Annotated in this window: 20 protein-coding genes and 1 tRNA gene; 14 read left to right on the plus strand and 7 right to left on the minus strand. The window is 51.4% G+C overall.

The annotated features are described in order from the left end of the window. The first annotated feature begins 95 nt into the window (after nt 1-95). Together Q0R57_RS02810 and Q0R57_RS02815 are read left to right on the plus strand one after the other, a co-directional pair. Entirely contained in the window at nt 96-1433 is a 1338-nt protein-coding gene (locus Q0R57_RS02810; RefSeq protein ID WP_294743708.1) for an MATE family efflux transporter, read from the plus strand. A gap of 21 nt (nt 1434-1454) precedes the next feature. Next, nucleotides 1455-2138 carry a peptidylprolyl isomerase gene (locus Q0R57_RS02815; RefSeq protein ID WP_294743710.1) on the plus strand — a complete coding sequence of 228 codons (684 nt, stop codon included), beginning with the start codon at nt 1455-1457 and terminating at the stop codon, nt 2136-2138. A 366-nt stretch (nt 2139-2504) separates the two neighbouring features. Here the strand turns inward: Q0R57_RS02815 and rsmA are convergent, their stop codons facing one another. Then, complete coding sequence (rsmA, locus tag Q0R57_RS02820; protein ID WP_294743712.1) at nt 2505-3323, minus strand: 16S rRNA (adenine(1518)-N(6)/adenine(1519)-N(6))-dimethyltransferase RsmA; 819 nt, start codon at nt 3321-3323, stop codon at nt 2505-2507. Nucleotides 3324-3499: 176 nt separating this feature from the next. Between rsmA and Q0R57_RS02825 the strand changes: the two genes are divergently transcribed. Then, the gene (locus Q0R57_RS02825; RefSeq protein ID WP_294743714.1) at nt 3500-4978 is read left to right on the plus strand and encodes a M6 family metalloprotease domain-containing protein; all 1479 of its coding nucleotides are present in this window, start codon (nt 3500-3502) and stop codon (nt 4976-4978) included. Nucleotides 4979-5075: 97 nt separating this feature from the next. Then, nucleotides 5076-6080: a lysylphosphatidylglycerol synthase transmembrane domain-containing protein gene (locus tag Q0R57_RS02830; protein WP_294743716.1), complete on the plus strand. Its 1005-nt coding sequence runs from the start codon at nt 5076-5078 to the stop codon at nt 6078-6080. Here Q0R57_RS02830 and Q0R57_RS02835 read toward each other — a convergent pair. Then, the gene (locus Q0R57_RS02835) at nt 6071-9169 is read right to left on the minus strand and encodes a GH92 family glycosyl hydrolase (RefSeq protein WP_294743718.1); all 3099 of its coding nucleotides are present in this window, start codon (nt 9167-9169) and stop codon (nt 6071-6073) included. The two genes, Q0R57_RS02830 and Q0R57_RS02835, sit on opposite strands and share 10 nt — an antisense overlap. 187 nt (nt 9170-9356) lie before the next feature. Here Q0R57_RS02835 and Q0R57_RS02840 point away from each other — a divergent pair, with 187 nt between their 5' ends. From Q0R57_RS02840 to Q0R57_RS02860, 5 genes are all read left to right on the plus strand, one after another. Then, on the plus strand, nt 9357-10820 hold the full coding sequence (locus Q0R57_RS02840) for an aminoacyl-histidine dipeptidase (protein ID WP_294743719.1): 1464 nt from the start codon (nt 9357-9359) through the stop codon (nt 10818-10820). Nucleotides 10821-11248: 428 nt separating this feature from the next. Further along, nucleotides 11249-12175 (plus strand): magnesium transporter CorA family protein, encoded by a 927-nt coding sequence (locus Q0R57_RS02845; protein ID WP_294743720.1) that lies wholly within the window; start codon nt 11249-11251, stop codon nt 12173-12175. 169 nt (nt 12176-12344) lie between these two features. After that, a complete protein-coding gene (locus Q0R57_RS02850) occupies nt 12345-14201 on the plus strand; it encodes a DUF349 domain-containing protein (protein WP_294743722.1) in 1857 nt (618 codons plus the stop codon). After that, nucleotides 14185-17763: a family 43 glycosylhydrolase gene (locus Q0R57_RS02855; RefSeq protein ID WP_294743724.1), complete on the plus strand. Its 3579-nt coding sequence runs from the start codon at nt 14185-14187 to the stop codon at nt 17761-17763. The genes Q0R57_RS02850 and Q0R57_RS02855 overlap by 17 nt, the downstream gene beginning before the upstream one ends. Before the next feature lie 66 nt (nt 17764-17829). Continuing rightward, nucleotides 17830-19113 (plus strand): O-acetylhomoserine aminocarboxypropyltransferase/cysteine synthase family protein, encoded by a 1284-nt coding sequence (locus tag Q0R57_RS02860; RefSeq protein ID WP_294743726.1) that lies wholly within the window; start codon nt 17830-17832, stop codon nt 19111-19113. Between the two features lie 228 nt (nt 19114-19341). Here Q0R57_RS02860 and Q0R57_RS02865 read toward each other — a convergent pair whose 3' ends face one another. After that, nucleotides 19342-20100: a M15 family metallopeptidase gene (locus Q0R57_RS02865; RefSeq protein ID WP_294743728.1), complete on the minus strand. Its 759-nt coding sequence runs from the start codon at nt 20098-20100 to the stop codon at nt 19342-19344. A 151-nt stretch (nt 20101-20251) separates the two neighbouring features. On the opposite strand from Q0R57_RS02865, the gene Q0R57_RS02870 reads away from it, so the two are divergent. The 4 genes from Q0R57_RS02870 to Q0R57_RS02885 all read left to right on the plus strand — a co-directional run bounded on the left by Q0R57_RS02870 (nt 20252) and on the right by Q0R57_RS02885 (nt 23790). After that, the gene (locus Q0R57_RS02870) at nt 20252-21766 is read left to right on the plus strand and encodes an SLC13 family permease (RefSeq protein ID WP_294743729.1); all 1515 of its coding nucleotides are present in this window, start codon (nt 20252-20254) and stop codon (nt 21764-21766) included. Beyond that, complete coding sequence (locus tag Q0R57_RS02875; RefSeq protein WP_294743731.1) at nt 21766-22419, plus strand: HAD family hydrolase; 654 nt, start codon at nt 21766-21768, stop codon at nt 22417-22419. Before Q0R57_RS02870 ends, Q0R57_RS02875 begins: the two co-directional genes overlap by 1 nt. Before the next feature lie 92 nt (nt 22420-22511). Then, nucleotides 22512-22585, plus strand: a tRNA-His gene (locus Q0R57_RS02880). Nucleotides 22586-23070: 485 nt separating this feature from the next. After that, on the plus strand, nt 23071-23790 hold the full coding sequence (locus tag Q0R57_RS02885; protein ID WP_294743734.1) for a phosphatase: 720 nt from the start codon (nt 23071-23073) through the stop codon (nt 23788-23790). Here the strand turns inward: Q0R57_RS02885 and Q0R57_RS02890 are convergent. The 4 genes from Q0R57_RS02890 to Q0R57_RS02905 are packed head-to-tail and all read right to left on the minus strand — an operon-like array spanning nt 23781 to nt 25637. After that, on the minus strand, nt 23781-24017 hold the full coding sequence (locus Q0R57_RS02890; protein WP_294743736.1) for a hypothetical protein: 237 nt from the start codon (nt 24015-24017) through the stop codon (nt 23781-23783). The genes Q0R57_RS02885 and Q0R57_RS02890 overlap by 10 nt on opposite strands. Before the next feature lie 4 nt (nt 24018-24021). Next, a complete protein-coding gene (locus tag Q0R57_RS02895; RefSeq protein WP_294743737.1) occupies nt 24022-24834 on the minus strand; it encodes an SDR family oxidoreductase in 813 nt (270 codons plus the stop codon). Nucleotides 24835-24864: 30 nt separating this feature from the next. Then, nucleotides 24865-25278 (minus strand): secondary thiamine-phosphate synthase enzyme YjbQ, encoded by a 414-nt coding sequence (locus tag Q0R57_RS02900; protein WP_294743739.1) that lies wholly within the window; start codon nt 25276-25278, stop codon nt 24865-24867. Nucleotides 25279-25292: 14 nt separating this feature from the next. After that, nucleotides 25293-25637 carry a helix-turn-helix domain-containing protein gene (locus Q0R57_RS02905; RefSeq protein WP_294743741.1) on the minus strand — a complete coding sequence of 115 codons (345 nt, stop codon included), beginning with the start codon at nt 25635-25637 and terminating at the stop codon, nt 25293-25295. Between the two features lie 299 nt (nt 25638-25936). On the opposite strand from Q0R57_RS02905, the gene Q0R57_RS02910 reads away from it, so the two are divergent. Beyond that, a partial coding sequence (locus Q0R57_RS02910; RefSeq protein WP_294743743.1) for a cupin domain-containing protein occupies nt 25937-26336 on the plus strand: 400 nt, incomplete at its 3' end.

A 26336-nucleotide genomic window follows, 5' to 3' on the forward strand; every position in this document is an offset into this window, starting at 1 on the left:
GCTATATCGAGGAAATAGCTTATCTTTGCTGAGATTTAGTTTCAAGTGTTTTCATGAGCCGCGATTTGCTCTCTTACATAAGGACAGGACGCACGATGAAGCAACGCGAGAAGTTGCAACTCATCGTGCAACTTTCTATTCCCTCTATCCTGGCTCAGATATCAGCCACCATCATGTTCTTCATCGATGCATCGATGGTGGGACACCTGGGTGCCAAGGCCTCGGCAGCTATCGGTGTGGTAGAGACCACGGGATGGCTGATGGGTGGACTGGCCTCAGCGGCGTCGATGGGTTTCTCCGTACAGGTGGCACATTTCATTGGTGCCAACGACTTCACCGCAGCGCGTCGGGTGCTACGCCAGTCGTTGGTGTGCTGTCTGTTATGGAGCTTTATGATGAGTGCTATCTGTCTGGGCATCAGTCCTTTCCTGCCTTATTGGCTGGGTGGAGGTGAGGATATAGCCCACGATGCCTCGGTTTATTTCGCCATCATCGGACTGGCAGGCATCTTCTTCCAGATGGAAGGTCTGGCAGGCTCCATGTTGAAGTGCTCAGGTAACATGAAGATCCCGTCGATGTTGAACATTGGCATGTGTGTGATGGATGTGGCCTTTAATTACATCTTTATATATATGCTCGACCTGGGTGTGATGGGAGCCGCTATTGGCACTGGTCTGGCAGAGCTTATTACGGCCTGCCTGATGCTCTGGTTCCTGCTGGTGCGTAGTGATATGCTCTGTCTGAAGGGACATCCAGGTTCGTTCAAACCTAAGAGTGACACGGTGGGCACGGCCTTTAAGATTGGTGCCCCGATGGGTCTGCAGCACATGCTGATGGGTGGTGCACAGATTGTGAGTACCCTGATTGTGGCGCCATTAGGTACCATCGCCTTGGCATCGCACTCGCTGGCCATCACCGTAGAGAGCCTGTGTTATATGCCGGGCTTCGGCATTGCTGAGGCTGCCACAACGCTGGTGGGGCAGGGTATAGGTGCCGGACAGAAGGTGCTCACTAAGAGTCTGGCGCGTATGTCGGTAGGACTGGGCATCACGGTGATGACGCTGATGGGTGTGCTGATGTGGATCTTTGCTCCCGAGCTGATGATGATCATGTCGCCTGTGGAAGAGGTGGTGGAGCAGGGCACACAGGTGTTGCGTATCGAGGCTTGGGCCGAGCCGATGTTTGCTGCTGCCATCGTCTGCAATGGCGTGTTTATAGGTGCTGGCGACACGCTGAAGCCTGCCTTTATGAGTCTTTCGGCCATGTGGGGCGTACGTCTCACGCTGGCATGGTGGCTCTCAAAGGATTACGGTCTCAAGGGTGTCTGGCTGGCCATGGCCATCGAGCTCACTTTCCGAGGCCTGATGTTCCTCGGCCGTCTGTTCTTCGGTAGATGGAACGAGAAACTCATTGTCAAACCAAAGAATTCATAATTCTTAAATTCTTCATAAAGTATGAACCCACGACAACTTTTTTCTAGTATTCTCTTCCTGTTGTGCCTTCTCGGGATTACGCCTGTCTCGGCCCAGCAGAAGCAAGTGCTGTTGCACACCACTGAGGGTGACATCCGCATAGCCCTCTATGATGACACCCCCATTCATCGTGACAACTTCCTAAAGCTGGTCAGCGAGCACTTTTATGATTCACTGCTGTTTCATCGCGTCATCAAGAGTTTCATGATTCAGACTGGCGACCCTCAGAGCCGTCATGCAGAACCTGGTGCCACGCTGGGTGAGGGCGATGTGGACTATACGCTACAGCCAGAATTCCTTGTGCCCAAGCATTACCACCGTCGTGGTGCTGTGGCTATGGCTCGCGAGGGTGACAAATCTAATCCTGAGCGTCGCTCCAGCGGTTGTCAGTTCTATATCGTCTGGGGCAAGAATTATTCCACCAAGGAGCTCGAGACTATTCAACAGAAGGTGCTCGATGCTACTGATGGTAAGACTACGATGTCGTCGGAGATGTTCTGGGATTATAAGAAAACTGGTGGCTCGCCCCATCTCGATGGGCAGTACACCGTGTTTGGTGAGGTCGTTGAGGGACTCGCTGTTGTGGAGCGCATCCAGAAGGTCTACACCGACGACTATGATCGTCCTGTGGAGGATGTCCGTATCCTTAGCACACAGATTTATTAAGGTCACACAAAAAGAAAGCAGGCCGTGGTTTCACAACCTAGCCTGCATTTTCTTACGATATTAATAACTAAAAACCTTTTTTCTACTTTTGTTACCCTTCAACAAATCTTTTCAGTTTACCTTACTAATACCTACTTACCTAAAACAATCTAACCTAAAAATACTAACTAACCTATTGAACATTTACTAACTCTTTCTATACTTTCTCTTGCCTTTCACAAGGCTCAATCTTTTACCTAATTAACTAACTAACTCTATTGAAGATCGCTTGTTTCTTTTTGACGATGCAAAGTTACGACGAAAATCGATAGGTTGTATCAACTTTCGTCGTATTTTGTATGAAAAAGGCATTATTATTGACGAAAATCAAGGCCTTGTGTTCGCACACAACGCATTTTCTATCAAATTTGTCAATTCTACGAATTCTGCTATCGACAGTTGTTCGGGTCTCAAAGTGGCGAATCTGGAATCCGTAATTGCCTGCAGTTCCTTGGTCGTCATCATCTGGCGCAGTGACACTCTCAACATCTTCCGTCGCTGGTTAAACGCCGTCTTTACCACGCGTTTAAACAGTTCCTCGTCGCATCCCAGTTTCTCCACCTTGTTACGTGTCATGCGAATCACCGCACTCTGCACCTTGGGTGGCGGGTTAAATACGTTGGGCTCTACGGTGAACAAATACTCCACGTCGTACCACGCCTGAATCAACACACTCAGTATGCCATACTGCTTGTTGCCAGGCTGCGAGGCCATGCGTACTGCCACCTCGTGCTGAATCATGCCAGTACAGCAGGGTATCAGGTCGCGGTTGTCCAGCATCTTAAAGAATATCTGCGATGAGATGTCATAGGGGTAGTTGCCTGTCAGCACAAACTGCTGACCGTCAAACACCTCTCTCAGGTCCATCCGCAGGAAGTCGCCCTCTATAATCTGTGATTGTGATTTTTCTGCGCTTTCCTTAAACAGAGTTTGCTTCAGGTACTCCACGCTTTCGCGGTCAATCTCCACCACCTTGAAAGGTCGTGGTTTCTCCACCAGATACTGCGTCATCACGCCCATGCCAGGGCCTACCTCCAGTACTGGAATATTTGGACAGGCATCCACCGTGTCGGCAATGCGCTTCGCTATCGATAGGTCAGTCAGGAAGTGCTGACCCAGGTTTTTCTTTGGTCTTACTTGTTTCATTTGTTTTGTTTGGTGCAAATTTACAAATAAAAAAATAAAGCACCAAATAATTTCCGCATATTATATAAAAAGGCTTAAAACTAAGCACAATAATACAAATGAAAGCTGAATTATCGCTATCTTTGCATCAAATATGTGAGATGTCACAGTTGTCTATCAACTGCTAATTGATAATAATGAGAAATTACAGATTAGTCTTTGTCAGCTTGTTGCTGTCGCTGGTTACGCTGTCAGCTATTGCACAGGAAAACATATCGCTGCAAGGGTGTCGTCGTGGCACACCACGTCCTGTTCATCTTCGCCGTGGAGGCAGTCAGGGCAGAACACCTGGTGGTGACTATTATCATGGTGAGCGTCACCAGCTGACTGTACTTGTGGCGTTCAATGACCGTTCGTTCACAGATGATGAGGTTGCCACGATGGAGAAGTGGGATAAGATTTTCAATGCCGAGAATTATATAGAGGGTTCGTTCAAGGGTTCCGTCCACGATTATTTCCTTGCCCAGAGTTATGGTGAATTCAACATCGTCTTCGATTTGGCGTATGTGCAGGTTAATGGCAATGCCAAGAAGTATGCCAGTACAGAGGAGCATGATGAGAACTCACAGTATCTGATAAGTGACATTGTGGACATACTGAAGACACGCGACATCGACTGGGGGATGTATGACTGGAATGGTGATGGTTATATTAACCAGCTGCTTGTCGTCTATCCTGGTTACGGCCTGCACGAAACCTCTGGCACTGATCTGATATGGCCGCACCAATGGTGGATGAGTGAACATTTGAAGGACCTCCAAGAGGACGTCCATTGTGATCCTATTCCTGTTTCTGCTGGCGATAATAACTATCTGGTTGACTGCTACTGTGCCATTAACGAGTTAGCAAAATATGAAAACTACAGCTCTTTTGGTACCATCTGTCACGAATATACCCATTGCTTCGGATTCCCCGACTTTTATAATGATAGTGGTGCAAAAACTGTGGGAGAATGGGATCTCATGGACTTTGGTAACAACAATTGTAATGGTTTCCTGCCTTGCGGCTATTCTGCCCATGAACGTTGGTTGATGGGGTGGCTAACGCCTGTAGAATTGGAAAAGACAACAACGATAACTGATATGTCTGCATTGGCAGAAGAGGGTAGGGCATTTCTTATCCGTAATGACGGATGTGAGAGTGAGTATTACATCGTGGAGAACCGTCAGCCGATAGGGTGGGACGCCAGTCTTCCTGGCAGTGGCATCCTTGTCTTCCATATTGACTTTGACCCCTCTATATGGATAAGTACAACTACTTTTACCAACTCTTCCAGCCGTAAGCGTTATGAACTTTTCCATGCCAATGCCATGAATAGTGTATATTTTAATGCAGGATGGCCCTATCCTTATCAAGAGAACGATTCGCTGACCAACACGTCAACACCTGCTGCTACTTTGAATCATGAGAATATTGACGGCACAACATTCATGTCAAAGCCGATTACGAATATGGCTGTTACGGGAGGTTTGGCCTCGTTCGATTTCGCTGTAACAAATACTACGGGAATGGACGAATTGACAACGGGTGCTGCTCATCAGTTGCTCTATCGTATTGGTAGGATTGACATCGTACGTGATGCAAAGGGAACTGTCCGAAAGATAATCAGAAAATAGGTTGGATAGTCAAAGTTGAAGGAATTGCAAAGAAAATAATCATTTTTCTTTCTTTCCTTTTGCATTTTGCTCACTTATTTGTACCTTTGCAATCCGAATGAAATATTTGCAGACCATAGCGAAGATACTGTTGCCGCTCATACTGGGCGGTGCCATACTGTATTGGATGTATCGCGGAGAGGACTGGGAACGCATAGAGCACGTGATGATGCACGAGATGAACTGGACGTGGATGCTGCTCAGTTTCCCCTTCGGCATATTGGCACAGATGTGTCGTGGTTGGCGCTGGCGACAGACGCTGGAACCACTGGGCGAGAAGCCTCGTACGTCTGTGGCGATATACTCTATCTTCCTGAGTTATGCTGTATCGCTGGTCATCCCCCGTATTGGTGAGTTTACACGCTGTGGCGTGCTGAAGCGCTGGGACGGCATCTCGTTTCCCAAGGCATTGGGCACGGTGGTGACAGAACGTGCCATCGATACGTTGCTGATGGGAGCTCTCACAGGACTGACGTTGCTGTTTCAGCTGAGTGTGTTCGGTACCTTCTTTGAGCGAACAGGTACGAGCATGGACACCATCCTGCAGAAGTTCTCGCCCACGGGCTATCTAGTGACTGCCATCTGCGGCGTGGCTGCCCTGGTGCTGTTGCACCTGCTGTTACGTCGTCTCTCTATATATAATAAGGTGAAGATGACGCTGCATGGCATCTGGGAGGGCGTGATGTCGCTGAAGAATGTGAAGAACGTACCGCTGTTCCTGTTTTTTTCGGTAGCTATCTGGGTGTGTTATTTCCTGCATTACTACCTCACCTTCTTCTGTTTCGACTTTACCGCCGACTTGGGTCTGGGCTGTGCGCTGGTGACCTTTGTGGTGGGTAGCATAGCGGTGATAGTGCCTACGCCTAATGGCGCAGGCCCCTGGCATTTTGCCGTGAAGACCATGCTGATACTCTATGGTGTGGTAGATGAACGCGCCCTGTGGTTCGTGCTCATCGTACATACCGTTCAGACCATGCTGGTGGTACTGTTAGGCGTATGGGCCTGGCTGCGCCTGATGTTTACTAAAGATTATTCAAAAGCGATGTCTTCCCCTCAGCCATAAGCTTCAGTACCAGTTCGCCAAAGAGCGTGTTTTGCCAGGCGAACCGGTCTTTGTGCCGAAGTCAGAAGGCTGGGTCCCATCTGAAATTCGAGGGTACCACCGCTGACGATGTCCTGATACATGATATAGGAACGGGTGTAGGGCATGCCGTTGAGGCTGGCGCTTTGGATGTAGATGTTCTCGTCGCTGACGTTGCGGGCTCGAATGGTAAAGGTCTTGCCATTGCCTACCTGCATGGTGACCTCGGGGAATAGTGGGGTACCGAAGACATATTTTCCGCCAGCGGGCTCCACCTGATATATACCCATGGCCGAGAGGATATACCAAGCCGACATCTGTCCCACGTCCTCATTACCGCTCAGACCGTCGGGGGCGTTGTGATACAGCTCGCTGAGGGTGCGTCGAATGAGACGGGCACCTTTCCAGGGCTGTCCTACATAATTATAAAGGTAGAGCACATGGTGACTGGGCTCATTGCCGTGGGCATACTGACCTATGAGACCGGAGATGTCGGGTGGTGCCTCCTCGCCCAGGTCGCCCTCGACGATGAATAGCGAGTCTAGTTTGGCGATGAAGCGCTGCTCAGAGCCGAAGAGTGATGCCAGACCGTGTGGGTCGTGAGGTACGAGCCATGTGTATTGCCAGGCATTGCCCTCGGTATAGTCGCGGTTCTTGGGGGAAGAGTGGAATGGGTTGAAGGTGGAGGAGGTTTGAGAGAACGACCAGTTGCCGTGACTGTCCTTTCCGCGCATAAAACCAGTGACGGGGTCGAAATACTGGCGATAGCTCTGTGCCCGCTGGTCGAAATACTGCTGATCGGCAGTCATGCCTAACTGTTCGGCCACACGTGCCACGCACCAGTCTGCCAGTGCATATTCCAAGCCTCGGCCTACGGTCTCGTTGTCGCTGAACAGGTCGCAAGGGATATAGCCATACTCCTTGAGCAGCGCCAGACCGCGCTCGTCGAGCATGGCAGAGGCTTTCATTGCCTCGAAAGCCTGTTGGCGCTGGGTGGTGAGTCCTTTCAAAACCAGGTCAGCCAACACAGGAATGGCAGGATTACCCACCATGCAGTTGGTCTCGCAGCCCATGAGGTGCCACACGGGCAACTTGCCCTGCTGTCGCCAGATGTTGATCATCGTCTTGGCAATATCTTCCTGGCGTTCGGGGTGTATGAGTGTCATCAGAGGATGGGCAGCTCGATAGGTGTCCCACAGCGAGAAGGTGGTGTAGTTCACATAGTCGCCCTGATGTACCTTGCCGTCGGAGCCACGATACTGTCCATCGACATCACAGAACACCGAGGGCGCTGTCATGGTGTGATACAGGGCGGTATAGAAGATGGTGCGCTGGTCAGGTGTGCCGCCAGTTACCTGTATCTTCTGCAACTGCTCGTCCCATTTGCGTTCGGCCTGGGCCACTACACCGTCGAAGTCCCAGCCAGTCTGCTCAGCCCGCAGGTTGGCCCGTGCCCCGTCGATGCTGACGGCAGAGAGTCCCACACGCATCAGCAGCGGTTCGCTGTCGGCTTTGTAGCTAATCATCCAGGGACCTACGTCATTGACATTTATCGTGGTCTTGTCGTCCGATTTGGTGATGGTTGTCGTGTGGCGACTTATCATCTTGACAGGCTTTGAGAACTCAGCCACGAAAAACACCTTCTGGTCGTTGGCCCAACCTTTAGAGAAGCGAAAGCCGCAGATGGTGGTAGCGTCCTGCTGAAATGTTCTGGCAGCAGTGGCTTCGTCCCAGCCGATGCCTTGCTGCAGGTCGAGGCGCAGGTAGCCATTTTTCGTGGTGGCAGGTAGCGTATAGCGGTGCATACCAGTACGTTCGGTAGCCGTGAGTTCCACGCGGACGCCGTTGTTGAGTGTGACATCGTAATAACCAGGTCGCACGTGTTCCTGTTGGTGTGAGAAGGTGACGCTCTGCTGTGAGCCCTCGGTGATGGGCAGGAAGGCAATGTCGCCCAGGTCGGCGCAGCCCGTACCGCTGAGGTGTAGGTGACTGAAGCCGATGATGACCGAGTCGCTATAGTGATAGCCTGAGCACCAGTCCCAGCCGTCCTTGCGGTTGGTGGGTCCTAATTGCACAAAGCCGAAGGGCACGTTGGCTCCTAAAAAAACATGACCGTGACCGCCAGTGCCAATCATCGGGTTGACTGATTGTGAAGGGTGAAGGGTGAAGGGTGACAGGTGAAGGGTGACAGGTGATGGGTGATTGGTGACAGGTGATGGGTCAATGTTCAGACGCACGAATACGGGATAGTGATCGGAGGGCAGGCGTTGCTTGTCGGCCCAGTACGTGTTGGTGAGTATGCCGTAACGGTCCACAGAGAACTGTTTGGAAACGAATACATGGTCAATGCGGCTATTAGTCTTACCCTCCTGATGAAAGGCGTTGAAGGTGCCATTCTCAGCAAAGCGCAGGCGGGTGGCGGTGTAGGCGTCGATGAGTCCCGACAGTGTAAAGATGCGGTAAATCTCGTCGCTCTGGTCCACGTTGAAGTCGCCAGTCAGTACCACCGGTGTCGTGCCGCCTGATAGCTGCTTGATGCGTTCTACCACCAGCTTGGCAGCCTCGCGGCGGGCCTTCACCCCTACGTGGTCCATGTGAAGGTTGAAGAAGTAGAACCGCAGTCCCTCTTCGTTTTTCTCAAACAACCCCCAAGTACAGATGCGGATACAGGCGGCATCCCATCCCAGACTAGGCTTCTCGGGTGTCTCTGAGAGCCAGAAGTGTCCGCTGTCCACAAGCTTCACCTTCTTGTTGTCGAAGAAGATGGCAGCATACTCGCCTTTCTGCTTGCCGTCGTCGCGTCCCACGCCGATATAGTCGTAGCCGTCGAGATGTTTCAGCATGTCGCACAGCTGTGGATGGAGCACCTCCTGTGCACCAAAGATGTCGGGGTGTTCGAAGTTGATTTGACTGCAAACCACGGGGCAACGCTGTGTCCAGCTGTTACCGTTTTTGTTGTCGTCATTGTTCTGATAGCGAATGTTGTAAGACCCTACGTAGAGGGGTTGCGCAAAGGTCTGAATAGTGGCTATCACAGATAGTAGGAAGATGAGTTTTAGGGTTCTGTTCATAACAATATGGTATTTTTTTGTTGCAAAAATAAGAAAAAAACTTGAAAAGTAGATATAATGGTAGTATTATTGTGAAAGTATGAGCGAATATTTAGACTAAATTATGACGAAAAGGCTTGGAGTGTCGATTTTTTTTCGTATCTTTGCCGCGTTAATGACAAAAACCAATATTTAACAGAATAAAACTATGAACGAAATTCAGAAACTTCAGCCCGAGTGCATCTGGAAGAATTTCTATGCACTGACACAGGTACCCCGTCCCAGTGGACATCTCGACAAAATCCAGCAGTTCCTGGTTGACTTCGGAAAGCAGGTTGGCGTATATGCCGTGAAGGATCCTGCCGGTAATATTCATTTCCGCAAGCCCGCCACCCCTGGCTACGAGAATAAGAAAGGTGTCATTCTACAGGCCCACATGGATATGGTGCCACAGAAGACCCCCGAGAGTACTCATAACTTTGAGACCGACCCCATCCAGCCTTGGATTGATGGTGAGTGGGTGAAAGCCAAGGGTACCACTCTGGGTGCCGACAATGGTCTGGGTGTCGCTGCCATCATGGCTATCATGGAGGATAAGACCCTGAAGCACGGACCTATCGATGCCCTTATCACTGCCGATGAGGAGACGGGTATGTATGGTGCCAACGACCTGCCCGAGGGTGAGTTGCAGGGCGATATACTGATGAACCTTGACTCAGAACACTGGGGTAAGTTCGTCATTGGAAGTGCCGGTGGTATCAATGTTTCTGCTACCATCGATTATAAAGAGGTAGATACCGACCCAGAGGATGCTGCCCTGCGTCTGACAGTAAAGAACTTGCGTGGTGGACACTCTGGTCTGGAGATTCACGAAGGTCGTGCCAACGCCAACAAGCTGATGGTGCAGATGGTGCGCGAGGCTATTGAAGAGCTGGATGCCCGTCTGGCTGTATGGCATGGTGGTAATATGCGCAACGCCATCCCCTTCAAGGCAGAGACCATACTGACACTGCCAAAGGAGAATGTTGAGGCACTGAAGGAACTGGCCGAGGACTGGAAGGAAACCTTCAATGATGAGTTCAAGCTCATCGAGCCGCAGGGTGTCGAGATTATCGTAGAGGAGGTGGCAACACCGAAGGTGCAGGTTCCTGTAGAACTGCAGGACAACCTCATCGATGCTATCTACGCCTGTCACGATGGCGTCATCCGCTTTATCCCTGCCTATCCCAATGTGGTGGAGACCAGTTCAAACCTCGCTATTATCGACATCGAAGGTGGTAAGGCTACTATTAAGATTCTGGCCCGTTCAAGTCGTGAGGATATGAAGGACTACGTGGTCAAGATGCTGGAGAGCTGCTTCTCTATGGCAGGCATGAAGGTAGAGACTGCCGGCAGTTATGGCGGCTGGGATCCTAACCCCGACTCAGAGATTCTACACCTCTTATTAAAAGAGTATAAGGAACTGTTTGGCGAGGATGGTATCATTCAGGTAGACCATGCCGGATTGGAGTGCTCTGTCATCTTGGGCAAGTACCCCTGGCTCGATGTCGTCAGCCTCGGTCCTACGATGAAGTCGCCTCACACCACCAATGAGCGTGCCCTTATCGCTACTGTTGCTCCCTTCTGGCAGTTGCTGAAGAAAACGCTCGAGGACATTCCTGAGAAAAAGTAAAAAGAGGAAAGAGAAAAGTGGAAGGAGGAAAGAGAATAGTCAAAAGTGAATAATTAATTTGCTGCTGCCTTGATGCAAAAAAGAAAAAAACAACGGGCGGCAGCAAATTTTTCACTTTTCGTTTTTCACTTTTACCTTTTTTTATTACCTTTGACTGCGTCGCGCTCGGCATCCCGAAGGGTGACGCTTGCTACCAACGGGACGCAAGAAAGTACTTTCGCTTGAAAAAAACTAAAATATATTTTGGTTTTTTGCTCGCTTATTCGTACCTTTGCACCCGAAATAACCAAAAAGTAACAAAATTATGGACGATTACCCGGCGAATAGTAACAATTGTTAGGCTGGGGGATAGCGAGCAAGGCTGCTAATCCCTTTGCCGCGATTAATTAGTAATTAGTAATTAGTAATTATTTTTACGGATTAGCACAATGAAGACCTACTGGAACACCCAAGGGGGACTGAGCCAGCTCACAGAGTGGCAGTCCAATTGTTGGATACAGGTGACGTGTCCGACCGAAGATGACCAGCGCGAACTGGAAAGCAAGTTCGGCATACCCGACTATTTCATCAGTGATATCAGCGATACCGATGAGCGTGCCCGTTATGAGTATGACGATGGATGGATGCTCATCATCCTGCGTATTCCCTATGTCAAGGAGGTACGCTCCCGCACGCCTTATACCACCGTGCCTCTCGGTATTATCCATAAGCGCGATGTGACCATCACCGTTTGTTACTACGAAACGAATATGATGATCGATTTCGTGAGTTATCAGCAGAAGCGCAGCGTGGGTTTCACCGACCATGTGGATATGATTTTCCGTCTGTTCCTTTCCAGTGCGGTGTGGTACCTGAAGCGACTGAAGCAGATTAACTCGCTCATCGATAAGGCTAAGCGTAATCTGGATCAGGATGTGAACAACGAGAGCCTGATAGGTCTGAGTCGCCTGCAGGACTCGCTGACCTACTTCCAGACCTCTATCCGTGGCAATGAGACGCTGCTGTCGAAGTTGAAGTTCAAACTCCAAATCGACGAATTGGATGCCGACCTGATTGAGGACGTCAATATCGAGATGGCACAGGCCCGTGAGACTACCAGCATCTACTCCGACATCTTGGAGTCGACGATGGATACCTACAGCAGCATCATCAACAACAACATGAATACGGTGATGCGTACGCTGACCTCCGTCACCATTATCATGATGTTCCCCACGCTTATCGCCTCACTTTTCGGTATGAACCTGGTCAACGGCATGGAGGAAAGTGGTTATGGATTTATCTGCGCACTCATCATCTCAGTAGGTGTTTCAGGTGCCGCATGGTGGTTCTTTAGGCACAAGAGACTGATATAAAGACTATAGGTCAAAGCTAATAAAGAATAAGGGTAAAACGCCGTTAAACGTTAAATAATGCAAACGTACGGTGTTTTACCTTTTCACTTTTTTAATTTTTAACCCTTTTTTAGTACCTTTGAACCCTCTTTTGTTATATACCAATCGATTCAGTAACTAAAACAGTTAAATGATGGACTCTCAAGAAACAATCCTCGAACAGGGGAAACAAGAAGAAGTAATCCAGGTGCCCGAACAGAATAATACTGCTGCCGAAGAGGTGCAGGAAGCAACGGCTCCTGAAGTGGAAACCGTAGAAACCGCCCAGGAAGAGATGCCTCGCAAGGTCTACGAGACCAAGAAAGAGGTGTTGGACCGCGTGAAGGAATTGGCCCATGGCGATGAAGCTCCGCAGAAGGAGGAGGTGGAATATCTGAAGACCGCCTTCTACAAGCTGCACATTGCCGAGCGCGAAGCCAAGCTGAAGGACTTCATTGATGCTGGTGGTGATCCGGAGACCTACCAGATTACCCCCGATGAAGACGAGGAAGTGTTCAAGGCCGAGATGGGCGTTATCAAGGAACGCCGTCAGCAGCTGTTCCGTGAACAGGAGGCCGAGAAGGAAGAGAACTTCAAGAAAAAGCTGGCAATTATAGAGAAAATCAAGGCGATGGTCACCTCACCCGAGGAGGCCAGCAAGACCTATCAGGAGTTTAAGACCCTGCAGCAGGAGTGGCGTGAGATTAAGGCTGTACCTGCCGACAAGGCCAATGAGTTGTGGCGTAACTATCAGCTCTATGTAGAGCAGTTCTATGACCTGCTGAAACTCAATAGTGAGGCTCGCGAGCTGGACTTCAAGAAGAACCTGGAAGCCAAGACACACCTCTGTGAGGCTGCCGAGAAGCTGGCCGACGAGGAAGATGTTATCAGTGCCTTCCACCAGTTGCAGAAGCTGCATCAGGAGTATCGCGAGATTGGTCCTGTGAGCAAGGAGCTGCGTGAGGAGATCTGGCAGCGCTTCAAGGCTGCTTCTACCGTCATCAACAAGCGTCACCAGCAGCACTTCGAGGATCTGCGTGCCCGTGAGGAAGAGAACCTCACCAAGAAGACCGCCCTCTGCGAGAAGGTTGAGGCCATCAATGCTGCTGAGAATAAAGGCAGTGCCGACTGGGAGCGTCACACCCAGGAGATTATCGATATCCAGGCCGAGTGGAAGACTATTGGTTTCGCTCCACAGAAGATGAACGTGAAGATCTTCGAGCGCTTCCGTGCTGCCTGCGATGATTTCTTTGCCCGCAAGGCCGAATACTTCAAGACCCTGAAGGACAGCTTTAAGGAGAATGCCGAGAAGAAGCGTGCCCTCATCGAGAAGGCTAAGGCGCTGCAGGACAGCACTGAGTGGCGTTCTACCAGCGATAAGCTCATCGCCCTGCAGAAGGAGTGGAAGACCGTCGGTATGGTGCCCAAGAAACTGGGTGACCAACTGTGGGAGGAGTTCCTCGCTGCCTGCAATAAGTTCTTCGAGGCCCGCAATGCTGCCGGTGCTGGACAGCGCAACGAGGAGCGCGACAACCTGGATAAGAAACGTGATGTCATCGCCCGTCTGAAAACTGTGGCTGAAGAGGCTGGTGAGGGCCTTCAGGAGAAGGTCCAGAAACTCGTCGAGGAATACAATGCCATTGGTCATGTGCCATATAAGGAGAAGGATAAGCTCTACGAGGAGTATCATGCTGTGCTCGACAAACTCTATAAGGAACTCAACATCAGCGTAGCTAAGAAGCGCCTCAATAAGTTCAAGGACAACCTCAAGCAGGTGGCAGAACGTGGCGAGGGTGCCTTGGACAACGAACGTGCTCGTCTGATGCGCCAGTACGATGCGCTGAAGCAGGAGATTCAAACTTACGAGAATAATCTGGGCTTCTTGACCGCCAGCAGCAAGAAGGGTAACTCGCTCATCGAGGAGATGAACCGTAAGATCCAGAAGCTGAAGGACGACATGCAGCTCGTCAAAGAGAAAATCAAAGCTATTGATGCTGAAAACCAGTAAGTTATGGGCCTTGTGGCTCATGCTGTCAGTCGGAATGCCAGTGATGGCCGATGAGACCGACAGCCTCAAGGTGATCTTCGATTTCACCACGCTCACCGACCAGAGCGGACAGTATGGCGGAACGTTAAAGAATGGTGCTGTGCTGACTACTGAGGGTGAAGAGCCCGTGTTGTCTTTAGGCAGCAAGAACGGATACTTCCAGTTCGATGCGTCGGTAGGCCAGTTCGTTAAGAGTTTCAGCGACTATACCATCAGTCTCGATGTCTTCGTGCCGCAAGGCACGAACATCGCCGCTGATGGTAATTTTGTATGGTGTTTCTCCAACTCGTCCACCTCTGGCTATCTTTTCTTCGGTGCCAAGGAGTCGCGCTTCTCTATCACGAAGGGCAACTATAGTGGCGAGCAGCGGGTAAACCCCGGCAAGGCGCTGACCAAGGGTCGCTGGGTTAATATCATCTACGTGCAGCAAGGCACCGAGGGCCGTGTTATCCTCGATGGCAAACAGGCCGCCAAGGGTACGGTATCGCTGAAGCCCGAGGCGCTGAGCGGTCAGCTGAAGAACTCCTATCTGGGGCGCAGCTGCTATAGCGGCGATGCCTATCTGAAGGATGCCCTGATGCACCATCTGGTGCTGTGCAACTATGCCGTGAGTGAGGCCGAGATTGCCGACCTGCAAAGTGGCATCTCCGTGTTGAACCGCGAGATAGAGGATGCCGCCATCCGCGACCTCATTAAGAACTTCACCCTGGGCGATGTTAGCGCCCTGATTCACGACATCACGCTGCCCACCAGCTATGCCGACGTGGTGAAGATAGAGTGGGAAAGTAGCGACGAAAACGTGATTACCTCTACGGGTCATATCACCCGTCCTGCCATTGGCAGCGCTATGGCCCACGCCACGCTGACAGCTCATTTCAGCACGTCAACAGTCAGCGACCAGCTCTCCTTCGAGGTGGGTGTGCTGCCCCTGTTTGACGATGCTGAGGCCCTGCAGTACGAACTCGACCACCTCTCCATTGGGGGTAATGTCCATAACCTCTACGACCACCTGACGCTACCTACCGTAGCCGCCGAGGGCGACCCTGTGTTCTGGATCTCCAACGATACGAGCTATCTCAGTAATGATGGACGTGTGGTACGTCTCGGCACCGACGGCAAGCAGCACGTCACGCTGACAGCCACCATCCGCAGGGGTGAGCAGCGTGCCACTCGCGACTTCGATGTCTCGATCCACGCCAACGAGCCCTACACCTCTTATCTCTTTGTCTATTTCCCCTCCAACGATAACGAGAATATCTACTACGCCCTCTCTGGCGACGGTTATAACTACACCCCGCTGAATGGCGGCAAGCGTGTGGTTTCTGCCGACAGCTGTACGGTGAAGGGTGGACTGCGCGACCCCCATATCCTGCGCGGCCCCGATGGCTGGTTCTATATGGCAGTCACTGATATGAAGTGCTCGCAGGGCTGGGACAGCAACCGCGGCTTGGTGCTGATGCGTTCCCGCGACCTCATCCACTGGACTCACGCCACCGTCAATTTCCCCACCCGCTATAAGAGCACCACATGGGCCAAGGTGACGCGTGTCTGGGCACCGCAGACCATCTGGGACCCCGACTACCTGAATACCGATGGCACCCACGGCCGCTTCATGGTCTATTTCTCGTTGCTCACCAGTGACGGTAGCATCCCTTACGATAAGGTGTACTACTGCTACGCCAACGATGACTTTACCGACTTCATCGACGAGCCCCGCTATTTCTTCGACAGCGGTGCTGCCACCATCGATATGGATATTGTGTGGAACGAGAACGACAGTCTCTACCACGCCATCTTCAAGAGCGATGCCACAAACGGCATTGCCAAGTCAACAGCTCGCCGTCTGACACCCGCCGAGGGAGAGCCCGACGGCAGTCAGTGGGGCGAGATTAGTGGCAACCTGCAGCAGACCACCGTAGCCGTTGAGGGCGGTGGACTCTTCAAGTTGATTAATCAGGACAAGTGGATACTGATGTACGACTGCTACTCGTCGGGTTACTATCAGTTCTGCTCCAGCCCCGACCTCCAGACATTTACGTGGGTGAAGAACACCAAGACCAGCGGCGCCTTCACGCCCCGTCACGGCACGGTGATACCCCTGACGCAGGCCGAGGCCGACGCCCTGTTGGCAGCCTATCCTGCCACGGGTCTTCAGCCCACTATCGTCGGCATGACGCATCCCGCCATCCGCCAGTCGCTGGCCTCTATCACCACTACCGTCATCCAGGTTCCCGTAGAGCCAGGCACCGACCTCACCGCCTTCGACCCGCAGTTCCTGCTGTCGCCAGGCGCCACCGTCAGTCCACAGGGTCCTCAGGACTTTTCTCAGGGCCCCGTCACCTTCGTCTGTCAGATTCCTGGTCTCGACACCCAGACCTCTTATAAGGTGACGGCCTACGCCTGTGCCAACCCCATACTGCCCGACTTCCATGCCGACCCCGAGGTGCTCTTCTCTAAGAAGACGGGACGTTTCTACGTCTATCCCACCACCGACGGCTACGAGGGCTGGGGTGGTTATAGCTTCGATGTGTTCTCGTCGCCCGACCTCGTGCACTTCCAAAACGAAGGCACCATCCTCAACCTTGCCGAAGGTGGCGATGCCCCCTGGGCTTCGGGTAATGCCTGGGCGCCCTGCATCGAGGAGAAATGGGTCGATGGCCAGTGGAAATACTACTTCTTCTTCAGTGCCCACAACGCCTCGTTGGGCAAGAAGACCTTAGGTGTGGCGGTGGCCGACTCGCCCACAGGTCCTTTCAAGGCCTCCGAGAAGCCCCTGTTCACCACTACCTCCGAGGGTCAGATGATTGACTCCGACGTCTTCACCGACCCCGTCAGCGGACAGACCTATTTATATTATGGTAATGGTCGTATGCACTACCGCCTGATGTCCGACGATATGATGAGTGTCGATACCAAGGAGTACGACATCACCCCGTCTGGCGGCTCGCTACAGACCTACGCCTACCGTGAGGGCACCTATGTGTTCTATCGCAACGGCCTCTACTATTTCCTGTGGAGTGTCGATGATACCGGTGCCCAGAACTACCATGTGGCCTATGGCACCAGCACGTCGCCAAAGGGTCCCATCAAGGTGGCTCAGAACCCCATCGTCATCATCCAGGATACCAGCAACAAGATCTACGGCACGGGCCATAACTCCGTTGTCAACATCCCAGGCACCGACGACTGGTACATCGTCTATCACCGCATCAACAAGAGCTACCTCAGCAATGGCCCCGGCTATCATCGTGAGGTATGTATCGACAAGCTCACCTTTGCCGACGACGGCACCATCATCCAGGTGAAACCCACCCACGAGGGCATCGCCCCTGTCGATGTCAGTGCCCTGGCTGACAACCTCATTACGGGCCTATTAGAGGAAAGTGGAAAGTGGAAAGAGGAAGGAGGTCAGTTTAAATCTCAAACCTCCAATTCTCTCTTCGACCTTCAGGGCCGTCGTGTGGGAGCCTCTCCTAAGAAGGGCCTCTACATCTCGGGAGGAAAGAAGGTCATTATTAAATGACCCTCGAAACTTTGAAATAACGACATAACGAAATAACGACATAACGAAATAATTGCAATAGAAACAATGGAAAAGAAATTCAGACAAGGTACGCTTTGCGTACAAGCCGGTTATAAGGCCAAGAACGGAGAACCCATCGAGTTGCCCATCATCCAGTCAACTACCTTCAAGTACGACGACTCCGACGAGATGGCTAAGTTGTTCGATCTCGAGAAGGAAGGTTACTTCTACACCCGCCTGCAGAACCCCACCAACGATGCTGTGGCTGCAAAGATTGCCGCCCTCGAAGGTGGAGTAGGGGCCGTGCTTACCTCCAGCGGTCAGGCTGCCAATTTCTATGCCATCTTCAATATCTGTGAGGCTGGCGACCATATCGTTACCTCCAACGAGATCTACGGTGGCACCTACAACCTCTTCGGTGTCACGCTGAAGAAGTTGGGTATCGAGTGCACCTTCGTGTCTCAGGAAGCCAGCGAGGACGAGATCCAGGCCGCCTTCCGTCCCAACACCAAGGCGCTGTTTGGCGAGACCATCTCCAACCCCGGCTGTGCCGTGCTCGACATCGAGAAGTTCGCCCGCATCGCCCATAAGAATGGTGTTCCCCTCATTGTCGACAATACCTTTGCTACACCCGTCAACTGCCGTCCCTTCGAGTGGGGCGCCGACATCGTCACTCACAGCACCACGAAATATATGGACGGTCTGGCCACACAGGTAGGTGGTGTCGTCGTCGATAGCGGTAACTTCGACTGGCTGGACCATGCCGAGAAGTTCCCGGGTCTGTGTACTCCTGACGAGAGTTACCACGGCCTCACCTATGTCAAGGCCTTCGGCAAGATGGGCTATACCACCAAACTCATAGCCCAGCTCATGCGCGACCTCGGCTCTATCCCCGCCCCGCAGAACTCGTTCCTGCTCCACCTTGGCCTGCAGACCCTCCATCTGCGCATGGCTCAGCATTGTAAGAACGCCCAGCGAGTGGCTGAGTTTCTGCACGACAACCCCAAGGTGGCTTGGGTGCACTATTGCGGACTGCCCACCGACCGCGCCTATGCCCTGGGACAGAAATACCTGCCCAACGGCTCGTGTGGCGTCATCGCCTTCGGACTCAAAGGTGATCGTGCCACCGCTATCAAGTGGATGGACTCGCTGCAGATGATTAATATCGTGACCCATGTCGCCGATGCCCGCACCTGCGTGCTCCATCCCGCCAGTCACACTCATCGTCAGCTCTCCGACGAGCAGCTGCTCGAGGCAGGCGTCGCCCCCGACCTCATTCGTCTCTCGGTAGGTATCGAGGACGTGGAAGACATCCTTGACGATATCCGCCAGGCACTCGACCAAATCTAAAGTTTCTAAACATCAAAAGGCACTAACTGACTGACGTCATCTTACACCCGTTCCGATGGCATCTTTGGGTGCTTCTGATGGCATCTACGACTCGTTCCGATGATACTTTACCCCCCTAAAGTATCATCGGAACGACCGCAAAACACCATCGGAACGGATGAAAGGAACGTCTGGAAAGACCCAAAAGTGACTGCCCGAGTGCACATAGGGTCTGCGCACTCTTTTGTTTTATAGTTTCTTCACGGGGAAGGTGAAGTAGGTGTCGGGGAAGGGCTCATCGCGGAGGGTGAAGTGCCACCACTCGCTGTCGAGGGGCTTGAAGCCGTGGCGCAGCATGGCCTGACGCAGAATCATGCGGTTGGCAAACTGCTCTGCGGTGATGCTGCCGCCGGTATATTCGCCCGTCTCGGGATTGCCGCAGTAGTCGGGATGGCTCTCAATGCCGAACCAGTCGAAGGTGCCGCCCATGTCGAGCTCTTTCTCAGTAGTCATGTCGAACAAGGTGAGGTCAACGGTGCTGCCGCGGGTGTGGCCGCTCTTCTCGTAGATATACTCCTGCTCGAAGAGCACGCTCTTGTCGAGGTCGGGATAGAAATAGGGCTTCATGAGGGTGTCGGGGATATCGGCAGCCCAGCGTACGAAGTGGTCCACACCTTTCTGCGGACGGTAGGCATCGTAGATCTTCAGTCGGTAGCCCAGGGCCTTGACGTCGTCGCTGACGGCCTTGAGGCTGTCGGCAGCCACGCGAGAGAGTAGGGCGGTTGGCTCTTCGTAGCCGTCGATGCGGGTGCCCACAAAATTGTAGGTGCCATAGTAGCGTATCTCGAGGATGGCGTCGGGCACGACGTCGGTGAGCGTTACAAACTGGCTGGTGTCTTCCTCGGCACGCACTTGTTGTGCGTTGTTCTTGCTCTCAGAGAAGCAGGAGGTGATGGTGATGCCGCCAATCAGGGCGACGGCGATGGCCCATGCGTTGATTCTTCTCATATCGTTTCTTTTTAGGTTGTTTGACTTTTCTTGTGCAAAGATACAAAAAAGGTAGGAAAGTCCAAATAAAATACGTTTTTCTTTGGTGGTTAATATGGTTTTTACTACCTTTGCATGAGAAATACACTACTAATTTGTAATTTATAATAGTATGGAAGATATCGTATTTTGGGGTTTTAATCTGCACGCATGGATCACCATTGTGACGGTGTTGACGATGTTTAGCGTGCTGCTGTTTACCAAGCTGCGTGCCGACCTGGTGTTTCTCGGTGCCATAGCCATTCTCTTCGTCACGGGCGTGCTGGAGGCGAAAGAGGCCTTCTCGGGCTTCAGCAGTACGTCGGTGGTGGTGATTGGCGTATTGTTTGTGGTGGTGGCAGGACTGACGCATACTGGCGTGCTGCAATGGATTGTGAAGAACCTGCTGGGACAGCCGAAATCGTACAGCCGTGCCGTGGTGCGACTGATGTTGCCAGTGGCGGCGCTGAGCTCGTTTCTGAGTAACACGACGGTGGTGGCGCTGTTTGTGAGCATAGTGAAGATGTGGTCGAAGAAACTGAATATCTCTCCTTCGAAACTGCTGATACCGCTGAGCTACGCCTCGGGCATGGGTGGTGTGTGTACGTTGATAGGCACGCCGCCGAACTTGATTATCTCGGGACTCTATAGCGAACATACGGGCTCAGTGATGAACGTGCTGGCCACGACGATACCGGGCTTGTTCTGCCTGTTTATCGGTGTGCTGAGCATCATCGCCCTGCGCCGTCTGCTGCCAGACCGCAAGGCGCCGGAATCGAACGATGAGGATACGGTGGAATATACGGTGGAGATGATAGTGCCGTCGGACAATAAGTTTATTGGTGAGACGCTGGGCTATGCGGAGCTGTGCAACGTGAAGGGCGGACGACTCATTAAGATGCGCCATTTTGACAATGTGAGCGTGCCCATCAACGAGAACGAGTTTATCATGGGTGGCGACCACATGGTGTTTGCTGGAAATATCAAGGATATACTGGAGCTGCAAGAGAGCCATGGACTGGTGAAGGGCGAGGAAATCGTGAACATTGGTCCGAAAACGCTGATATCGACAACGATCATGATTGTGATGGTGGTGCTGTCGGCGCTGAACGTGATGCCGCTGCTGCAATGTGCCTTCCTGGCAGCCATCGCCATGCTGGTATGTCGCTGCTGCAGTCCCGATCAGGCCATGAAGGCCGTGAACTGGGACATCCTGATGGTGTTTGCAGGCTCGGTGGTGCTGGGTCTGGCCATCCAGAAAACGGGTATTGCCGAGCGGCTGGCCTTCAGCATCCTCGACGTGTGCGGCACGAACCCCATCGTAGTGATGGCGGCTATCTGTTTTGTGGGCACGTTTATCACAGAATTTATCTCGAACACGGCTGCAGGTGCCATGTTCTTCCCCATCATGTATGAGGCAGCAGAGAAACTGGGCTACGAACCCTATCCTTTCCTCATTGCCCTGATGATCAGCGTCAGCAGTAGCTTCGCCACGCCGATAGGCTCGCCCACCCACATGCTTGTGTATGGGCCTGGTGGCTATCGCTTTAGTGACTTTATGCGTATCGGTCTGCTGATGAACATCATCATCCTGGCTGCCAACATCCTGATTGTAACACTGGTTTACCCGCTGACGCCCTTGAACTGATGAAGAAGAAACTCTGTGTGTTTGACCTCGACGGCACGTTGCTCGACACCATTGGCGACCTGAGTCAGGCTGTGGATCATGCCATGATGGTGCGGGGCTTCCCGACGCACACCCGCGAGGAATATAAGCAGATGGTGGGCGACGGTGTGCGCAATCTGGTGATGAGGGCGCTACCCGAATGTCATAGGGACAACCAGCAGATGATAGACGAGGCCTTGGGTGACTTCAAGGCATACTATACCGCCCATATCGACGAATACACACAGCCCTATCCGGGCATGCCGCAGCTGTTGACGGCGCTGCACGGCAAGGGGGTGATGCTGGCGGTAGCGTCGAATAAGTTTCAGGAGGGCACAGAGCGACTCATTCGTAAGTTCTTTTCGGATATTCCCTTCGTGGCGATACTGGGTAACCGTCTTGGCTTTCCCCTGAAGCCCGACCCCGAGATAGTGTGGGAGGTGATGCGAAAGACGGGCATAGGCAGGGACGAGACCCTGATGGTGGGCGACTCACCCACAGACATGAATACGGCGCAGAATGCCGGCATTGAGGGCGTCGCCGTGAGCTGGGGCTACAGACGGATGACGAGCGAGATGGGCTTCACTGTAGTGGATTCCGCAGCGGAAATCATGGAAATATGCGAGGCAAAATAAAAAAAGTAGGAGAAAAGTTTGGTGGTGTCAGGGATTTTGCGTACCTTTGCACCCGCAAAACCGAAAGGCGATGCATTTTGTTCTCATAAATGGTGCCCGTAGTTCAGTTGGTTAGAGCGTCAGATTGTGGTTCTGAATGTCGACGGTTCGAGTCCGTCCGGGCACCCTTCCAAAACTCCTGTGAGTCAATGACTTGCGGGAGATTTTGTATTATGCTGGCATAGGCGTATTACCTCGTTTTTGGGCCAGAAAATGTCTCAAAAACAATGCAAATTCAGAAAATAGCCGCAAAATAGCCGCAAAAATTTCAGCAGGGTATGTAAAAATCTATAATTTCGAAATGTTTACAAAATGATACAACATACTCACTAAAAACATGCCTATACTCTGCGGAATCTATCAAATTTTGGCACTTTCCGCAGAGTATAGGCTATTTTTTTTGTTCTTCAAACTGGCATTTTGAATATCTGCCATATAATTCAAACTGGTATTTTGAAAAACAATTATTTCTTTCAGAATTAAGCATTTACTACAACCGAAATCACATTCTATCGTCGAAAAGTGTGATTTTTTACACATTTTTCTTCGATAAAGTGTGAAATTCAGGGAGAATGTCTTTTGTATATGATAAAATTAGTATCTTTGCACCAAATGAGAAAGGTATTAATTGACGCGCATACGCATACGGTGGCATCGGGACATGCCTACAGTAGCTTGCAGGAAATGGCAAAGGCCGCTGCCGACATGGGATTGGAAGTGCTGGGTATCACAGAGCATGGGCCGAGTGTGCCAGGCACGTGTCCGACCCTGTATTTCAAGAATATGTTCACCGTGCCCCGCCAGATGTACGGCATTCGGCTGCTGATGGGCTGCGAGATCAATATCCTTGATACGAAAGGAAGTCTCGATCTGACTGATGAGCAAATAGGATGGCTTGACCTCGCCATTGCAGGCATTCACGCTGCGTGGTATCAAGGTGGCACGAAGGAGGAGAATACGGAGGGAATGATCCGTGTCATCAAGGATCCCAAGATTCACATAATCAGTCATCCAGGCGATGGCTCAGCTGAAATGGACTTCGAGCAGTTGGTGCTGGCAGCCAAGGAAGCGCATACGCTATTGGAGGTAAACAACCATTCATTGGCTCCACAGCGTAAGAAGACTGTGGCACGAGACAATAATCTGGAGATTCTGCGTTTGTGCAAGAAATACGAGGTTCCCACGATCCTCGGTAGCGATGCACATATCTCATTCCAGATAGCCGACTATGAACGTCTCTATCCGCTGCTGGCAGAGACTGATTTCCCAGACGAACTGGTTATGAACTACTGGCCTGATAAGTTCTTCGATTATCTGGGGATTCAGAGATAGAATGCGAATTTCGAACCTTTTGCTCCGATGCCGTCGTAGTCGGCAGTGATGGAGAACTGGCAGCAGAGGTTGCTGAAGGCATCATCATTGAGGGTGACAGTCAGCTCCAGTTCAATGGCCATCCGTCGTTCGCTGTAACTGAGATTCCAGATACATTCGCCCAGAACGGCATTCACCACCGTTCTAATTTCGTCTTGTGTGCGCCAGATGGAATCGTAGTCAGTCATAATGTCATAAGGCATGTCCACCAGATACTTTAATGACTTGACCAGTTAGCATTCTCGCCTGCTCACTTGCCAGAAACAGAATCGTTTCTGCAATATCTTCCGGCTGAATCAGTTTACCCATAGGAATGACTGGAAGAACAGACAGTTCCAAATCGGTGTCAATCCATCCCGTCTGAGTCGGACCTGGTGCAACACAATTGACGGTAATGCCGTACTTTGCCACCTCCAAGGCTATGCTGCGGGTAAGTGCTTCAAGTGTGGCCTTACTTGCTCCGTAGGCTATCTGCCCCGCAAAAACCTGTGATGCATCGGTTGAAATATTGATGATACGTCCATAATCACCGCGATGAGTAATCATCTCCTTTGTCATCAAGATGCTTCCGCGGACATTGACCGCAAAAGTGTCATCAATCACATTCTGCGTAATTTTCTCTATGGTGTCGATACCGTCCATGTCACCATCAGCCGCATTGTTGACCAGAATATCGACCTTCCCATATCGTTCAAGGACTTTAGAATAGATTTCCTTTACAGTATCTTCATTGGAAATGTCACTTTCCAGAATCATATAGTCGGCTTTCATTTCCTTTAGCCTGCTCTCAACACGATCAGCATTGCCTGAGTTTGCTTCGAAATACCTGTCCACACCGTTCTTGCCAGTCTTCGATTGGTCAAACTGCCTATGGATTCTCTTGTATATCAAGACCACCTTTGCCCCTTCACGAGCAAAAGCAAATGCCGTCGTTGCCCCAATCCCCTGCGGGTTATTCGCTCCTGTAATCAGGGCTACTTTATCCTTAAGTCCGTAGTTAACCATATAATTACCTTCTTTTGTTTTATCGGATTATTACTCTCCTATGATTGTTACTACCAATTCTCTGGAACCTCCGTAGTTGCGAAACTCACAGAAGTAGATGCCTTGCCAAGTGCCGAGGTTCAAGCGGCCATCGGTGATGGGAATGGTAATGCTAACACCGCTCAACGTGGACTTGGCGTGAGCAGGCATATCGTCGGCACCTTCCAGCGTATGCTCATACTCAGGACGATTTTCGGGCACGAGGCGGTTGAAGATGGTTTCCATATCCACGCGAACATCCGGATCGCAGTTCTCGTTGATGCTCAGTCCGCAACTGGTGTGCTTCGTGAAGATGTTCACGATGCCCGTCTTCGGCAGTTTCGGCAACTGGCTCAGAATCTCGCTCGTCACCAAATGGAAGCCGCGACGTTTCGGCTTCAGGGTTATTTCAATTTGCTGTATCATATCAGATTCTTATCTTAATCCGTCACCACATCCTTGAAATGCTGCTTGCCCCAGGCTATCAGAGCGGTGAGGGTTGGCATGAGCGACTTGCCGATGTCGGTCAGGGAATACTCCACTCGGGGAGGAACCTCTGGATAGACCTCACGATGAACAAGGTGACTCTGCTCCAGATTCTTCAGCGTCTGCGAGAGCATCTTCTGGGAACAGTCCGTCATCAGACGGCGGATCTCATTGAAACGCAATATACCCGTCTCGCTGGTGTGAAGCATATAGAGCACCAGCATGGACCACTTGTCGCCGAAACGACTCACTACTTGCCTGATTGGACAAGCCAAATACTCTGCTTTAATATCTGCCATAATTCATGATTTTAGTGCAAAGGTAACCAATAGTTACCGAATTACCAAATTATACTTAGTTAATCTAAGTTAATGTCACCTTCGCAGAAGCCCGATAACATCACAATTCCTACTTTTTGGTAACTATCTCACCAAAAAGTGCCTTCTTGTGGGATTGAAAAACTTGCCGTACCTTTGCGGTGCAATTCGAGATAATTGCACCGCGAGGACAGGCTGCACCTCAGCATAAAGCAAGCTTTCTGCATTCGGTTTGCACTGTCCTTGCACCTAGTAAATAATATTTTAAACGAATAAGAATTATGAAACAGATTGAGACAATTAAGAGTGGAAAGAACTTCAGCGCAGTAAGCGTAGGTAAGATGAGTGAGATTATCGAGCACGTGCTCCCCATGGGACCGAACGTAACCATTCAGGGCAAGGTGTTCGCAGGTCAGGCCGTAGGTGCAACTGGTAGCGAACTGAGTTTCCAGACACTCATTCCTGGTCAGGACAGTGGTTTCCTGCACACCCACAAGACTCACGAGGAACTTTACATTATCCTGAAGGGTGAAGGCCAGTATCAGGTGGACGGTGAGATTTTCCCCGTCAGCGAAGGCACCATTATCCGCGTCGCTCCCGATGGCAAGCGTGCACTGAAGAATACTGGCAGCGAGAACCTGACCATGCTCTGCATCCAGTACAAAGCCAATGCCTTCACTG

Origin of the sequence: uncultured Prevotella sp. (assembly GCF_946407605.1) — a bacterium.
Classification (GTDB): Bacteria; Bacteroidota; Bacteroidia; order Bacteroidales; family Bacteroidaceae; genus Prevotella.

What these genes read in the sequence shown, in the direction of transcription:
- Q0R57_RS02810 (WP_294743708.1), top strand. Translation starts at nt 96, where the DNA reads ATGAAGCAACGCGAGAAGTTGCAACTCATCGTGCAACTTTCTATTCCC.
- Q0R57_RS02815 (WP_294743710.1), top strand. Translation starts at nt 1,455, where the DNA reads ATGAACCCACGACAACTTTTTTCTAGTATTCTCTTCCTGTTGTGCCTT.
- rsmA (WP_294743712.1), bottom strand. Translation starts at nt 3,323, where the DNA reads ATGAAACAAGTAAGACCAAAGAAAAACCTGGGTCAGCACTTCCTGACT.
- Q0R57_RS02825 (WP_294743714.1), top strand. Translation starts at nt 3,500, where the DNA reads ATGAGAAATTACAGATTAGTCTTTGTCAGCTTGTTGCTGTCGCTGGTT.
- Q0R57_RS02830 (WP_294743716.1), top strand. Translation starts at nt 5,076, where the DNA reads ATGAAATATTTGCAGACCATAGCGAAGATACTGTTGCCGCTCATACTG.
- Q0R57_RS02835 (WP_294743718.1), bottom strand. Translation starts at nt 9,169, where the DNA reads ATGAACAGAACCCTAAAACTCATCTTCCTACTATCTGTGATAGCCACT.
- Q0R57_RS02840 (WP_294743719.1), top strand. Translation starts at nt 9,357, where the DNA reads ATGAACGAAATTCAGAAACTTCAGCCCGAGTGCATCTGGAAGAATTTC.
- Q0R57_RS02845 (WP_294743720.1), top strand. Translation starts at nt 11,249, where the DNA reads ATGAAGACCTACTGGAACACCCAAGGGGGACTGAGCCAGCTCACAGAG.
- Q0R57_RS02850 (WP_294743722.1), top strand. Translation starts at nt 12,345, where the DNA reads ATGATGGACTCTCAAGAAACAATCCTCGAACAGGGGAAACAAGAAGAA.
- Q0R57_RS02855 (WP_294743724.1), top strand. Translation starts at nt 14,185, where the DNA reads ATGCTGAAAACCAGTAAGTTATGGGCCTTGTGGCTCATGCTGTCAGTC.
- Q0R57_RS02860 (WP_294743726.1), top strand. Translation starts at nt 17,830, where the DNA reads ATGGAAAAGAAATTCAGACAAGGTACGCTTTGCGTACAAGCCGGTTAT.
- Q0R57_RS02865 (WP_294743728.1), bottom strand. Translation starts at nt 20,100, where the DNA reads ATGAGAAGAATCAACGCATGGGCCATCGCCGTCGCCCTGATTGGCGGC.
- Q0R57_RS02870 (WP_294743729.1), top strand. Translation starts at nt 20,252, where the DNA reads ATGGAAGATATCGTATTTTGGGGTTTTAATCTGCACGCATGGATCACC.
- Q0R57_RS02875 (WP_294743731.1), top strand. Translation starts at nt 21,766, where the DNA reads ATGAAGAAGAAACTCTGTGTGTTTGACCTCGACGGCACGTTGCTCGAC.
- Q0R57_RS02885 (WP_294743734.1), top strand. Translation starts at nt 23,071, where the DNA reads ATGAGAAAGGTATTAATTGACGCGCATACGCATACGGTGGCATCGGGA.
- Q0R57_RS02890 (WP_294743736.1), bottom strand. Translation starts at nt 24,017, where the DNA reads ATGACTGACTACGATTCCATCTGGCGCACACAAGACGAAATTAGAACG.
- Q0R57_RS02895 (WP_294743737.1), bottom strand. Translation starts at nt 24,834, where the DNA reads ATGGTTAACTACGGACTTAAGGATAAAGTAGCCCTGATTACAGGAGCG.
- Q0R57_RS02900 (WP_294743739.1), bottom strand. Translation starts at nt 25,278, where the DNA reads ATGATACAGCAAATTGAAATAACCCTGAAGCCGAAACGTCGCGGCTTC.
- Q0R57_RS02905 (WP_294743741.1), bottom strand. Translation starts at nt 25,637, where the DNA reads ATGGCAGATATTAAAGCAGAGTATTTGGCTTGTCCAATCAGGCAAGTA.